Genomic DNA, 13,364 nt, shown 5'->3' on the forward strand with positions numbered 1-13,364 from the left:
CCCGCTGTGCGTTTAGCGATTCATCCTTTTTTGGCTGCTTTTTATTACAGGCCCAGGTGTTATGCCCGAATACGTCAATTGGCTTCGTCACGCTTCGCCCTACATCAATGCCCACCGTGACTGCACCTTTGTGGTCATGCTGCCGGGCGATGGGGTGGATCACCCCAACTTCGGCAATATCGTCCATGACCTGGTGCTGCTGCACAGCCTCGGCGTGCGCCTGGTGCTGGTGCACGGCTCGCGCCCGCAAATCGAAACCCGCCTCGCCGCTCGCGGCCTGACCCCGCATTACCACGACGGCATGCGCATTACCGATGCGGCGACCCTGGAGTGCGTGATCGATGCGGTCGGCCACCTGCGCATCGCCATCGAAGCGCGGCTGTCCATGGACATGGCCTCTTCGCCGATGCAGGGCTCGCGCCTGCGGGTGGCCAGTGGCAACCTGGTGACCGCACGGCCCATCGGCGTGCTGGACGGCATCGACTACCACCACACCGGCGAAGTACGCCGGGTCGACCGCAAGGGCATCAACCGCCTGCTGGACGAGCGCTCCATCGTGGTGCTGTCGCCCCTGGGCTATTCGCCGACCGGGGAGATTTTCAACCTGGCCTGTGAAGACGTGGCCACCCGCGCCGCCATCGACCTGGGCGCCGACAAGCTGCTGCTGTTTGGCGCCGACCTGGGCCTGATCGACGAAAACGGCCGGCTGGTGCGCGAACTGCGCCCGCAGCAAGTGCCGGCGCACCTGCAACGCCTGGGCAACAACTACCAGGCCGAACTGCTGGATGCGGCGGCCGAGGCCTGCCGTGGGGGCGTGGGGCGCAGCCATATCGTCAGTTATGTCGAGGATGGTGCACTGCTGACCGAACTCTTTACCCGGGACGGCGGCGGTACGCTGGTGGCCCAGGAACAGTTCGAGCTGGTGCGCGAGGCGGCGATTGAAGATGTCGGCGGCTTGCTGGACCTGATCAGCCCGCTGGAAGAGCAGGGGATCCTGGTGCGTCGCTCGCGGGAAGTGCTGGAGCGGGAAATCGAGCAGTTCAGCGTGGTGGAGCGCGAAGGCATGATCATCGCCTGCGCCGCGTTGTACCCGATTGCCGATTCGGACGCGGGTGAGCTGGCGTGCCTGGCGGTCAACCCGGAATATCGCCATGGCGGGCGTGGCGATGAGCTGCTCGAGCGCATCGAAACCCGCGCCCGCACCCAAGGCTTGAAGACCCTGTTCGTGTTGACGACCCGCACCGCCCACTGGTTCCGCGAGCGCGGCTTTGTACCGAGCAGCGTAGACCGCCTGCCGTCGGCGCGGGCTTCGCTGTACAACTTCCAGCGTAATTCAAAGATCTTCGAGAAGACCCTATAGGCGCCACACATCTAGTGTGGGAGCAGGCAAGCCAGCTCCCACATTTTTGTCCGGGTTTATTCCTTGATGAATTTTCCGGTCACATAGGCCGAATAGTCTGGTAGCACTGTCTCTACCTTCCCTTGTTCCTTGAGAAATTTCGCTGTTTCCCCAATGGACCTGGCCGTCCCACCATTGAGCAAGGCCTCAGTTTGCTGCGCCCGGACATCCGGGAATGTGCTGCCCTCCAGCAGTTCCGGGATATCCGCAGCGTTTGCCCCGGTCAACCGGGCGATCTTCTGTACCGGCACCGAATCCACCGTCCACTCGGATTTGTGCGCCGCATACTCGGCAAACGAATCCAGGGTGACCTTGGCAAACTTGGCCACGACCTCAGGATGTTTCTCGGCAAAGTCCTTGCGCGCCACCCACACCTCGAAGGTCGGCGCGCCCCATTGGCCCACCTCGGCCGCATCGGTCAACGTCTTACCAGTTTTGCGGATTTCCCCCAGGGCAGGCGACCAGACAAAAGCCCCGTCGATATCCCCGCGTTTCCAGGCTGCGGCAATTTGTGCCGGCTGCAGGTTCACCACTTTCACCTGGCGGGTGTCCAGGCCCCAGTGTTTCAAGGCCCCGAGCAGGCTGTAGTGGGATGTGGAGACAAAAGGTGTCGCAATGGTTTTGCCGATCAGGTCCTTGGGTGCGTCAATTTGGCTGTCGTTACGCACTACCAACGCTTCAGAACTGTTGATCTGAGCCGATACGATGAACGCTACGATGGGTAGATTGCGGGATGCGGCGGCGGCCAACGGGCTGGAACCGAGGTTGCCGATCTGCACATCGCCGGAGGCCATTGCGCTGATCACGTCCGGGCCGCTGTTGAAGCGGCGCCAGTCGATGTTCTCGCCGATGGCTTGCTCGTAAAGACCGTCGGCCTGGGGCACTTTGCTTGGGTCGACGCCGGTCTGGTAGCCGATGGTGAGGTTGGCTGCCTGCACGCCAAAAGAAAGTGTAACTGACAGTAAAACTGTAACAAATTGACTAGAGGATGCGCGTTTGGCCATGATGGCGTCGCCTTTTTGATCGTGAGTGACGTGTGCAAGATTTTGCTCACACTAAACGATCTAAAAAACGGCCAATAAATACCCTTTAGGAATTAGCTTATGGAGCGATACCCCGCTGCGGGCTGGTGGCTCCATGGAAAGTGTTATTCCTGAATAGTATGAAAAAGGATGAAATAATTCTTTTTGGGTGTATGAAAAACTCATTAACCTGTAGAGATTCAATCAACTGCGATTAGACGAAGGTAGTAGACACACAAGGTTACGATTGACTTGTCAGTCATGATCTGGCGCTAATCGCGCATCTATGGATCGAGGGCGTCAGACCCGAGACCAAAGAACTACAAAAATTAGAAATCAGAGGAGCGAAATATGAAGAAGTACACATTGGCGATCGCCGTTGCAGCTGGGGTTCTGGCTCAACAAGCCGGCGCCGCGGGTTTCCTTGAGGACAGCAAGGCAACTGTCAGTTCCCGGACCCTGTATTTTGATAACGACCAGCGCGAAGGTGGGGCGGACCAACGCGAAACGGCCACTGGCCTGAAGTTCAACTACCAGTCTGGTTTCACTCAAGGCACCGTTGGTTTTGGTATTGATGCTCAGGCACTGGTCGGTATCCACCTGGATGGTGGCCGTGGTCATCACCCAGACAACAACTCCTTTGTACCCAGCGACACCGACGGCTCTGCTGTAAGCAACTGGAGCAGCGCAAGCGCCAATGTCAAGGCCCGCTTCTCCAAGACAGAAGCCCATCTGGGTGGCGCTCTGGCGCCAAACCTGCCGATTCTGATTGCCAGTGACGGTCGTCTGTTGCCACAGACCTTCGAGGGCGGCACCGTCACCTCTAAAGAAATCGACAACGTTACGTTTAACGGCGGCCAACTTGAGCACGCCACCGGGCGTGCTTCGACCAACAGCACGGGCCTGTCTGTGGCCGGCGCCAGCCAGGAAAGCAACAAGTTCCGCTTTGGCGGTGCTGATTGGAAAGTCACCAAAGACCTGACATTGCAGTACTACTACGCCAACCTGGAAGACTTCTATAAGCAACACTTCCTGGGTCTGGTTCACGTCTACCCGATCACAGAAGGTCAGTCGTTCAAAACCGACCTGCGCTACTTTGACAGTAGCTCCGACGGTAAGAATGGCCAGGCGGGCTACCAGTTCAACAACAATGGTGGTTACGCGAAGGATGCTGGCGAGGTTAATAACAAAACCTGGAGCGCCATGTTTACCTACTCCCTGGGTGGCAGCGCGTTCATGCTCGGGCACCAGCGTGTCAATGACGACGGTGGCTTCGTCTGGTTGAACCAGGGCGGTGTTGTCGACGGTAATGGTCGTAACGAAGGTGCCGGTGGTTCCAGCTTCTACCTCTTCACCGATAGCATGATCAACTCCTTCGTACGTGCAGGTGAAAACACCACCTTCGGTCAGTACTCCTATGACTTCGCTGTCTTGGGCGTTCCAGGTTTGAAAACCTCGATTGCTTACCTGCGTGGCGACAACATCAAAGCCAAGAACGGTGGCAGTGACCAGTCTGAGTGGGAACGCGATATGCGTATCGACTACACCATTCAGTCGGGCGCGCTTAAAGGCTTTGGCACCACACTGCGTCATGGTGCCTATCGCGGCAGCGGTACCGGCATTCAGGACCAGGATCAGACTCGTCTGATCTTTAACTACACTTACAGCTTCCTGTAAGCCAAGCGCATAAAAAAACCTCGCGTTTACCGCGAGGTTTTTTTTGTCTGCACAAGTCGGGCCCAGCCCCCGCAGCCCTTCCTGAACCCTCTTTTTACCGTGTCTCAAGGCCTTCTCGAGCCTTGGGTGGCATGTTGGCCTGGGTCTTTTCCACGGTCCAGTGAACAGATTTTTAATATTCCTATATCGTCTAAATAAATCGATATTTATTCTTTTAAAAAATCCAGCAGCGCAGGCACAGTGGGCTCCATAAGCACTCATCAGGAGCCACACCATGAGCCTCAGACTGGGCGATATCGCCCCCGACTTTGAACAGGATTCCAGCGCCGGCAAGATTCGCTTCCACGAGTGGCTGGGCGATAGCTGGGGCGTGTTGTTTTCCCATCCGGCGGACTTCACCCCGGTGTGCACCACCGAACTGGGCTTTACTGCCAAGCTCAAGGACGAATTCGCCAAGCGTGGGGTCAAGGCCATTGCCCTGTCGGTAGACCCGGTGGACTCCCACCACAAGTGGATCGAGGACATCAACGAAACCCAGAACACCCTCGTCAACTTCCCGATCCTGGCCGATGCCGACCGCAAGGTCTCGGACCTGTACGACCTGATTCACCCCAATGCCAACGACACCCTTACCGTGCGTTCGCTGTTCGTGATCGACCCGAACAAAAAAATTCGCCTGACCATCACCTACCCGGCCAGCACCGGGCGCAACTTCCATGAAATCCTGCGGGTCATCGACTCGTTGCAGCTGACCGACAACTACAAGGTCGCCACCCCGGCCAACTGGCAGGACGGTGATGAAGTGGTGATCGTGCCGTCGCTCAAGGATGAGGACGAGATCAAGAAACGCTTTCCCAAGGGCTATCGTGCGGTGAAGCCGTATCTGCGGCTGACCCCGCAGCCCAACCGCTAAAGCTGACATCGCCATCGCGGGCAAGCCCGCTCCCACAGTTGACCGCATTCCCCTGTGGGAGCGGGCTTGCCCGCGATGGCGTCAGTACAAACGCTGCAAACATTGCATGAGGAGCGACTCACCTAGCAGGGGTTTTCAGGCCGTTTCGACGGCCTTTTTTTTCGCCCTCCGAATGCTCTTTCTCATATGCAATTTAAGAATAAACAAATGAATAAATAAGATTTATAGATATATAAATCTGCTGATAAGGTCTGTTCCATCTTGGCGCCATCGCCACACCGCGAACCGCCGACACTTGCTCAAGGAACCTCCCCGATGCTGGTCGTAACACTTGGTGGCAGTCCCAGCCAACGCTCCCGCTCCGGGGTGCTGCTGGATCATTCCCGGCGCTGGCTGCAGCAGCAAGGCGTGGAAGTGGTGAGTTATCAGATACGGGACTTCCCGGCCGAAGATTTGCTGTATGCCCGCTTTGACAGCCCCAAGGTCCTCGACCTGCTGGCCCAGGTGGCCAATGCCGATGGTTTGCTGATCGCTACGCCGGTGTACAAGGCTTCGTTTTCCGGCGCGTTGAAAACCGTCCTCGACCTGCTGCCGGAACGGGCCCTGGCCCACAAGGTGGTATTGCCTATGGCCACCGGTGGCAGCATTGCCCATATGTTGGCGGTGGATTACGCCTTGAAGCCCGTGCTGTCGGCGCTCAAAGCCCAGGAGCTGCTGCACGGGATTTTTGCCGAAGACAGTCAGATTGCCTATGGCGAAGGCAGTGCCCAGGCGCAGTTGCTGCCGATCCTGGAACAACGCCTGAGCGAAGCCCTGGAGCAGTTCTACAGCGCCATGGCCCGCCGCCCACAACCGCTGGACCCCCATGTGTTGAATGAACGTTTGTTGAGTGCTCGCTGGAGCATCTAAGCCGAACCCTAATGTAAGAAACCCTCACCTTACTTCGCCGCCAACGGCCAAGCAGGTGCAGCCACAACCCTTATCGTCAATATGGAGAGCGCCATGCGCACTGTCATCTTGCGTCGGGGCCTGGTCGCACTGTTTGCTGCGGCTGTGTCCTTCGGCGCCATTGTTCAAGCTCAAGCGGCCGAAACCCTGCGGATCGGCTATCAGAAGTACGGCACCCTGGTGCTGCTCAAGGCCAAGGGCACCCTGGAAAAACGCCTGGCTGAGCAGGGCGTGAACGTGCAGTGGACCGAGTTCCCCGGCGGCCCGCAGTTGCTTGAAGGGCTGAATGTCGGCTCCATCGACTTTGGCGTCACCGGCGAGACCCCGCCAGTGTTTGCCCAGGCCGCCGGCGCCGACCTGCTCTATGTCGCCTATGAACCGCCAGCGCCGACCAGCGAAGCCATCCTGGTGCCCAAGGACTCGCCGATCACATCGGTGGCCGGGCTCAAGGGCAAGAAAGTCGTGCTCAATAAAGGCTCCAATGTGCATTACCTGCTGGTGCGCGCCCTGGAAGATGCCGGCCTGAAATACACCGATGTACAGACCGTGTTCCTGCCGCCCGCCGACGCCCGTGCCGCCTTCGAGCGGGGCAGTGTCGATGCCTGGGTGATCTGGGACCCGTACCAGGCGGCTGCCGAGAAGCAGTTGCAAGCCCGCACGTTGCGTGACGCCACCGGCATTGCCGACAACCATCAGTTCTACCTGGCCACCAAGCCTTACACCGAGAAACACCCGCAGGTGCTCAAGGCCTTGGTGGAAGAAGTGCGCGCCGTGGGCGAATGGTCCAAGGCCAACCCCCAGCAAGTCACCGAACAAGTCGCACCGCTGCTCGGCCTGCCGACTGACATCACCCTGACATCGGTGAAACGCCAGGGCTATGGCGCGCTGTTCCTGACCCCGGCAGTGGTCGCCGCCCAGCAGAAAATCGCCGACACCTTCTACCAGCTCAAATTGATTCCCAAGCCCTTGAGCATCAAGGACGTGATCTGGACCCCACCTGCGACCGTGGCCAAAGCGCCGTAATCCGACTTCTTCAGGAGACAACTCCATGAGCCTCAGTATTTTCTGGTTCCTGCCTACCCACGGCGATGGCCATTACCTTGGCACTGCCGAAGGCGCTCGCGCCGTGGATCACGGTTATTTGCAACAGGTGGCCCAGGCCGCTGATCGCCTGGGCTTTGGCGGGGTGTTGATTCCCACCGGCCGCTCCTGCGAAGACTCGTGGCTGGTGGCCGCCTCGCTGATCCCGGTGACCCAGCGCCTGAAATTTCTGGTTGCACTGCGCCCCGGGATCATTTCCCCGACGGTGGCGGCGCGCCAGGCGGCGACCCTGGACCGGCTGTCCGGTGGCCGGGCGTTGTTCAACCTGGTGACCGGTGGTGACCCGGAAGAACTGGCCGGCGACGGCCTGTTCCTCAGCCATGAGGAGCGCTACCAGGCATCGGTGGAATTCACCCGCATCTGGCGGCGCGTGCTGGAAGGCGAAACCGTGGACTACGACGGCCAGCACATCAGCGTCAAAGGCGCCAAATTGCTGTACCCGCCGATCCAGCAACCGCGCCCGCCGCTGTATTTCGGCGGCTCTTCCGAAGCGGCCCAGGACCTGGCGGCCGAACAAGTAGAAATGGTCCTGACCTGGGGCGAACCACCGGCGGCAGTGGCGGAAAAAATCCAGCAGGTACGGGCCAAGGCGGCCAAGCTTGGGCGCACCGTGCGCTTTGGTATTCGCTTGCATGTGATCGTGCGTGAAACCAACGAAGAGGCGTGGAAAGCCGCCGATAAACTGATCTCCCATCTGGACGACGACACCATCGCGCGGGCCCAGGCCTCGCTGGCGCGCTTTGATTCGGTGGGCCAGCAACGCATGGCCGCCCTGCATGGCGGCAGCCGCGACAACCTGGAAGTCAGCCCCAACCTGTGGGCCGGCGTTGGCCTGGTGCGCGGCGGTGCTGGCACGGCACTGGTGGGCGATGGCCCGACCGTGGCGGCGCGGGTCAAGGAATACGCAGAGCTTGGCATCGACACCTTTATCTTCTCTGGTTATCCACACCTGGAAGAGTCGTACCGGGTCGCGGAATTGCTGTTCCCGCACCTGGATATCGAGCGCCCAGAGCTGCCGAAAAGCGCCGGTTACGTCAGCCCGTTTGGCGAGATGGTGGCCAACGACATTCTTCCCAAAGCCGCGTCGCAGAGCTGAGGCGCCGTCATGAAGAGTCAACGGATTGTGCATCGGCTGGCGCCGTGGGCGCTGCCGATCCTGTTGCTGGCGGTGTGGCAGTTGTCGGTGTCGGCGGGCTGGTTATCGACACGGATTCTGCCGGCCCCCAGCGCCGTGATTGCGGCCGGGGTGCACCTGGTCAGCAGCGGTGAAATCTGGACCCACCTGGCCATCAGTGGCTGGCGTGCTGGCCTGGGCTTTGTGATCGGCGGCGGCATCGGCTTGGCCCTGGGTTTTATCACCGGCCTGTCGGCCTGGGGCGAGCGCCTGCTGGACAGCTCGGTACAAATGATTCGCAACGTGCCGCACCTGGCGCTGATCCCGCTGGTGATCCTGTGGTTTGGCATCGATGAGACGGCGAAGATTTTCCTGGTGGCCCTTGGCACGCTGTTCCCGATCTACCTCAATACCTATCACGGCATCCGCAACGTCGACCCGGCGCTGGTGGAGATGGCCCGCAGTTATGGCTTGTCCGGCTTTAGTCTGTTTCGCCAGGTGATCCTGCCCGGCGCCTTGCCCTCGATCCTGGTGGGGGTGCGCTTTGCCCTGGGCTTTATGTGGCTGACGCTGATCGTTGCGGAAACCATCTCGGCCAGTTCCGGTATTGGCTACCTGGCGATGAATGCCCGGGAGTTCCTGCAAACCGACGTGGTGGTATTGGCGATTGTGCTGTACGCCGTGCTCGGTAAGTTGGCGGACCTCGCGGCGCGAGGCCTGGAGCGGGTGTGGCTGCGCTGGCATCCGGCCTATCAAGTGCATAAGGGAGGTGCGGCATGACCGCTCAACAACCTCCACGTTTGCTGCGCGGCATCCCGTTGGCGGTGCGCAAGTTGCGCAAGGCGTTTGGCGCGCGGGAAGTGCTGCGCGAGATCGATCTGCACATCCCGGCGGGCCAGTTCGTCGCTGTGGTCGGCCGCAGTGGCTGCGGCAAAAGTACTTTGCTGCGCCTGCTGGCCGGCCTTGATAGCGCCAGCAGTGGCGAGTTGCTTGCAGGCTCCGCACCGTTGAGCGAAGCCCTCGAAGACACGCGACTGATGTTCCAGGAAGCGCGCCTGCTGCCGTGGAAAAAGATCATCGATAACGTCGGCCTGGGCCTTAAAGGCAACTGGTGGCCCCAGGCGCTGGAGGCGCTGGAAGCGGTCGGCCTGGCCGAGCGTGCCGATGAATGGCCGGCGGCGTTGTCCGGCGGGCAGAAACAACGGGTGGCCCTGGCCCGCGCCTTGATTCACCAACCGCGCCTGTTACTGCTGGATGAACCCTTGGGCGCGCTGGATGCCCTGACCCGGATCGAGATGCAGCAACTGATCGAAAACCTGTGGCGCAAACACGGTTTTACCGTGTTGCTGGTGACCCATGACGTCAGCGAAGCCGTGGCCATTGCCGACCGGGTGATCTTGATCGAAGACGGCGCAATCGGCCTCGACCTGCAGGTGGAACTGCCACGCCCGCGGGTCCGTGGCTCCCATCGCCTGGCGGCCCTGGAAACCGAAGTGCTCAACCGTGTGCTGGCACTGCCCGGCACGCCGCCTGCGCCGGAACCTGTTTCACCGTTGCCTACGCAATTGCGGTGGGCGCAATAACTCACTTGTCCTACGAAGGAAGAACACCATGACTATTAAAGCCATCAACGTGCGTAACCAGTTCAAAGGCACCATCAAGGAAATTGTCGAAGGCGACGTACTGTCGGAGATCGACGTGCAGACGGCATCCGACATCGTCACGTCAGTGATCACCACCCGCTCGGTCAAAGAGCTGGAGCTGGTGATTGGCAGTGAAGTGATTGCGTTTGTGAAGTCCACCGAGGTGTCGATCGCCAAGCTGTGATGATCGTTCCCACGCTCTGCGGATGATCGTTCCCACGCTCTGCGTGGGAATGCACCCCGTGACGCTCTGCGTCACAACAGCGGACGCAGAGCGTCCTAAGAGGCGTTCCCACGCAGAGCGTGGGAACGATCATTGGAGGCGCTTGGGCAAAAACACCGGCAAATAAAGCCCCACATACGCATCAAACACCCGCATCCCTTCCTCCGCCATGCGCGGGGTGATCTGCCCATGCTGATGCACCGAGCGTGCATACACGCGGTCGCTCAGTTCCAGCGCCAGGGCAAAAACGTCCACATCCGCCGGCAGCACCGGCACTTCAAAGTGGCGGTTGAACACGTGCAGCATCAAGTCCCCCAACTCCAGGTCATGCTGGCGGTCGGCCTGGGTCACTTCGGTGAGGCCGTGCTGGGCGAGGATCAGTTGGCGGGCCGCCGCGTCCTTGCTGTAGATCGCCAGCATGCGCAACTCGACCACGCGCGACAGGTCGCGCCAAGTGTGCAGTTGGTCGTGGTCGATGGGCGCTTGCAGCGCGGCGCGGAAGGCGGCGTGCACATCGGCCGTCAGGGCTTCGAGCAAGGCCGGGACGCTGGCGAAAAAGTGATACACCGATGACGGCGGAATCTGCGCCCGTTCGGCCACGCTGTAGATCGACAGGCTGGCCACGCCTTCGGCGGCCAGCAACGTGCGGGCGGCGTCGAGGATCGCGTCGATCCGGGCCTGGCTGCGGGCGCGGGGTTTGCGAGGGGCGGCGGGGCGGGTTGTCATGGAAGTCTCCTACAAGGCAGCGGGCATTGTACGCGACCTTGATCGTTCCCACGCTCCGCGTGGGAACGAGGGAGCAGGGCATAAAAAAACGCCACAGGCCATAAGCCTGCAGCGTTCATTTATTGCAGCCACCGCTTACACGGTATGCAGGTACCAGTTGTACTCAAGGTCGGAGATGGAGTGTTCAAATTCCTCCAGCTCACTTTCCTTGCAGGCGACGAAGATATCGATGTATTTCGGATCGATGTACTTGGCCATCACCTCGCTGTCGTCCAACTCGCGCAGGGCATCGCGCAGGTTGTTCGGCAGGCTTTGTTCGTTCTGCTCGTAGCTGTTGCCCTCCACCGGTGCGCCAGGCTCGATCTTGTTGGTCAGGCCGTGGTGCACGCCCGCCAGGACCGAAGCCATCAGCAGGTAAGGGTTGGCATCGGCGCCGGCCACACGGTGTTCGATACGTACGGCGTCGGACGAGCCGGTCGGTACGCGAATCGCCACGGTGCGGTTGTCCAGGCCCCAGCACGGCGAGTTCGGCACGTAGAACTGTGCGCCGAAACGACGGTAGGAGTTGACGTTAGGGCACAGGAAGGCCATTTGTGCAGGCAGGGTCTCCAGCACACCGCCGATCGCGTGACGCAATGCGGCGTTCTGCTCGGGATCCTCGCTGGCAAAGATGTTCTTGCCGTCTTTGTCCAGGATCGAAATATGCACGTGTAAACCATTGCCGGCCTGGCCTGGGTAAGGCTTGGCCATGAAGGTGGTGTCCATCTCATGGTCGTAGGCAATGTTCTTGATCAAACGCTTGAGCAGTACCGCGTAGTCGCACGCCTTGATCGGGTCGGCGACGTGGTGCAGGTTCACTTCAAACTGCGCCGGGGCACTTTCCTTGACGATGGCGTCAGCCGGGATGCCTTGCTCTTTGGCACCTTCCAGAATGTCCTGGAGGCAATCGACGTATTCGTCGAGATCGTCGATCAGGTAGACCTGTGTCGAGTGCGGGCGTTTGCCGGAAATCGGCGAGCGGGGAGGTTGTGGCCGGCCGTTCACGTTCTCCTGGTCGATCAGGTAGAACTCAAGCTCGAAGGCGGCGCAGATGGTCAGGCCCATATCGTCAAACTTGGTTACAACTTGGCGGAGCACTTCGCGCGGATCGGCGAAGAAAGGTTCACCTTCAAGTTCGTGCATGGTCATCAGCAGTTGCGCGGTAGGGCGCTTTTGCCAGGGTTCATTGCACAGGGTGTCGGGGATTGGATAACAGATTCGGTCAGCATCACCGATGTCCAGGCCCAGGCCGGTGCTTTCCACCGTTGAGCCATTGATATCCAGGGCAAATAAAGAGGCCGGCAAGTTGATGCCTTTCTCGTAAACCTTGTGGAGGCTGGTGCGTTCGATGCGCTTACCGCGCACCACACCATTCATATCCGCAATTAGAAGGTCTACGTACAGAACCTCAGGATGATCCTTAAGGAACGCGTTCGCTTCGTTAAGCTGAACGGCACGCGGGGGTACCGACATGATGCAACACCTTTGTTGTTAAAAATATCAATCATTGATCTTTTCTGGTTTCAGTCAACCCGAACGGCATGCCGAAGTCAAGCGAGGCCTTTTTTGCCCTAAAAAAGCGCGTTGAGGGCTTTTTTGTGGCTTTTTTGGGCAGTTTTATCGGTTTGACCGGCTTGGGACTAGCAGGCTTGAGCGGGCCGTGTTGTATTTTTTACGGGGGTGTTGTGTAAAAAAATGAACAAGGCTAAGCTCGATTCAAACCCATAACAGCAATAATACCGGGGTGCTTCATGTCTGGCCTGCCGTTAATCGGCGTCACCGCCTGCTCCAAACAGGTCGGTCTGCATGCTTATCACATCAGTGGCGACAAATATGTCCGCGCCGTGGCAGTCGCTGCCAAGGGCCTGCCATTGATTATTCCGTCCCTGGGGCAGTTGCTCGACCCGGCCAATATTCTTGACGGCCTGGACGGCATTCTCTTTACCGGCTCACCTTCCAATATCGAACCCTTTCACTACGACGGTCCGGCCAGCGCGCCCGGGACTGCCCATGATCCTGCACGGGACCAGAGCACCCTGCCGCTGATTCGCGCAGCGATTGCCGCAGGCGTGCCGGTGCTGGGAATCTGCCGGGGCTTCCAGGAAATGAACGTGGCCCTGGGCGGCAGCCTGCACCAGAAGGTTCATGAACTGCCGGGTATGCTCGATCACCGCGAAGACGACACCCAGCCGCTGGACGTGCAGTACGGCCCGGCGCATGCCGTGGCGATCACGCCGGGCGGGGTCTTGTCTGGACTGGGCTTGCCGGACACGATCCAGGTCAACTCGATCCACAGCCAGGGCGTTGACCGTCTGGCGCCCGGCCTGCAGGTCGAAGCGCGCGCGCCGGACGGCCTGGTCGAGGCTTTTTCGCTCAAACAGGGCAAGGCATTTGCAGAGGCTTTTGCATTAGGAGTGCAATGGCACCCCGAATGGCAGGTAAGCTCCAACCCGTACTACCTCGCGATCTTCCAGGCATTTGGCGATGCCTGCCGAACGCGGGCGAAACAAAGAGACGCACACGCGTCAAACAACGCCTGACCTTTAATGGATGTCAGGA

General features: G+C 59.8%; 13 protein-coding genes. 10 read left to right on the forward strand and 3 right to left on the reverse strand.

Annotation, left to right across the window (positions count from 1 at the left end; all coding sequences use genetic code 11):
* Positions 1 to 61: 61 nt before the first annotated feature.
* Positions 62 to 1,360, forward strand: coding sequence for an amino-acid N-acetyltransferase (argA, locus tag AO268_RS09890; protein WP_032858930.1), 1,299 nt, complete (start codon positions 62 to 64; stop codon positions 1,358 to 1,360).
* Positions 1,361 to 1,416: 56 nt separating this feature from the next.
* On the opposite strand, the gene tauA is transcribed toward argA, so the two are convergent.
* Positions 1,417 to 2,403 carry a taurine ABC transporter substrate-binding protein gene (gene tauA, locus AO268_RS09895; protein ID WP_099168575.1) on the reverse strand — a complete coding sequence of 329 codons (987 nt, stop codon included), beginning with the start codon at positions 2,401 to 2,403 and terminating at the stop codon, positions 1,417 to 1,419.
* 369 nt (positions 2,404 to 2,772) lie between these two features.
* Here tauA and AO268_RS09900 point away from each other — a divergent pair, with 369 nt between their 5' ends.
* The 8 genes from AO268_RS09900 to AO268_RS09935 all read left to right on the forward strand — a co-directional run bounded on the left by AO268_RS09900 (position 2,773) and on the right by AO268_RS09935 (position 10,001).
* Positions 2,773 to 4,098 (forward strand): OprD family porin, encoded by a 1,326-nt coding sequence (locus AO268_RS09900; RefSeq protein WP_099168576.1) that lies wholly within the window; start codon positions 2,773 to 2,775, stop codon positions 4,096 to 4,098.
* A 274-nt stretch (positions 4,099 to 4,372) separates the two neighbouring features.
* On the forward strand, positions 4,373 to 5,011 hold the full coding sequence (locus tag AO268_RS09905; RefSeq protein ID WP_029289478.1) for a peroxiredoxin: 639 nt from the start codon (positions 4,373 to 4,375) through the stop codon (positions 5,009 to 5,011).
* Between the two features lie 315 nt (positions 5,012 to 5,326).
* Positions 5,327 to 5,920, forward strand: coding sequence for an NADPH-dependent FMN reductase (gene ssuE / locus AO268_RS09910; protein WP_076963647.1), 594 nt, complete (start codon positions 5,327 to 5,329; stop codon positions 5,918 to 5,920).
* Positions 5,921 to 6,013: 93 nt separating this feature from the next.
* A complete protein-coding gene (locus tag AO268_RS09915) occupies positions 6,014 to 6,982 on the forward strand; it encodes a sulfonate ABC transporter substrate-binding protein (RefSeq protein ID WP_099168577.1) in 969 nt (322 codons plus the stop codon).
* 25 nt (positions 6,983 to 7,007) lie between these two features.
* Positions 7,008 to 8,156 (forward strand): FMNH2-dependent alkanesulfonate monooxygenase, encoded by a 1,149-nt coding sequence (ssuD, locus tag AO268_RS09920; RefSeq protein WP_099168578.1) that lies wholly within the window; start codon positions 7,008 to 7,010, stop codon positions 8,154 to 8,156.
* A gap of 9 nt (positions 8,157 to 8,165) precedes the next feature.
* Complete coding sequence (gene ssuC / locus AO268_RS09925) at positions 8,166 to 8,954, forward strand: aliphatic sulfonate ABC transporter permease SsuC (protein ID WP_076963650.1); 789 nt, start codon at positions 8,166 to 8,168, stop codon at positions 8,952 to 8,954.
* Positions 8,951 to 9,757, forward strand: coding sequence for an aliphatic sulfonates ABC transporter ATP-binding protein (gene ssuB / locus AO268_RS09930; RefSeq protein WP_099168579.1), 807 nt, complete (start codon positions 8,951 to 8,953; stop codon positions 9,755 to 9,757). The genes ssuC and ssuB overlap by 4 nt, the downstream gene beginning before the upstream one ends.
* Positions 9,758 to 9,785: 28 nt before the next feature.
* Positions 9,786 to 10,001, forward strand: coding sequence for a TOBE domain-containing protein (locus tag AO268_RS09935; RefSeq protein ID WP_099168580.1), 216 nt, complete (start codon positions 9,786 to 9,788; stop codon positions 9,999 to 10,001).
* 129 nt (positions 10,002 to 10,130) lie between these two features.
* Here AO268_RS09935 and AO268_RS09945 read toward each other — a convergent pair whose 3' ends face one another.
* Entirely contained in the window at positions 10,131 to 10,766 is a 636-nt protein-coding gene (locus AO268_RS09945) for a TetR/AcrR family transcriptional regulator (protein WP_099168582.1), read from the reverse strand.
* A gap of 135 nt (positions 10,767 to 10,901) precedes the next feature.
* A complete protein-coding gene (locus AO268_RS09950) occupies positions 10,902 to 12,278 on the reverse strand; it encodes a glutamine synthetase family protein (protein ID WP_057440427.1) in 1,377 nt (458 codons plus the stop codon).
* A 278-nt stretch (positions 12,279 to 12,556) separates the two neighbouring features.
* On the opposite strand from AO268_RS09950, the gene AO268_RS09955 reads away from it, so the two are divergent.
* A complete protein-coding gene (locus tag AO268_RS09955) occupies positions 12,557 to 13,345 on the forward strand; it encodes a gamma-glutamyl-gamma-aminobutyrate hydrolase family protein (RefSeq protein WP_099168583.1) in 789 nt (262 codons plus the stop codon).
* The last annotated feature ends 19 nt before the right edge of the window (positions 13,346 to 13,364 follow it).

It is taken from the genome of Pseudomonas sp. ICMP 8385, assembly GCF_002699915.1.
GTDB classification, from domain to species: domain Bacteria; phylum Pseudomonadota; class Gammaproteobacteria; order Pseudomonadales; family Pseudomonadaceae; genus Aquipseudomonas; species Aquipseudomonas gessardii.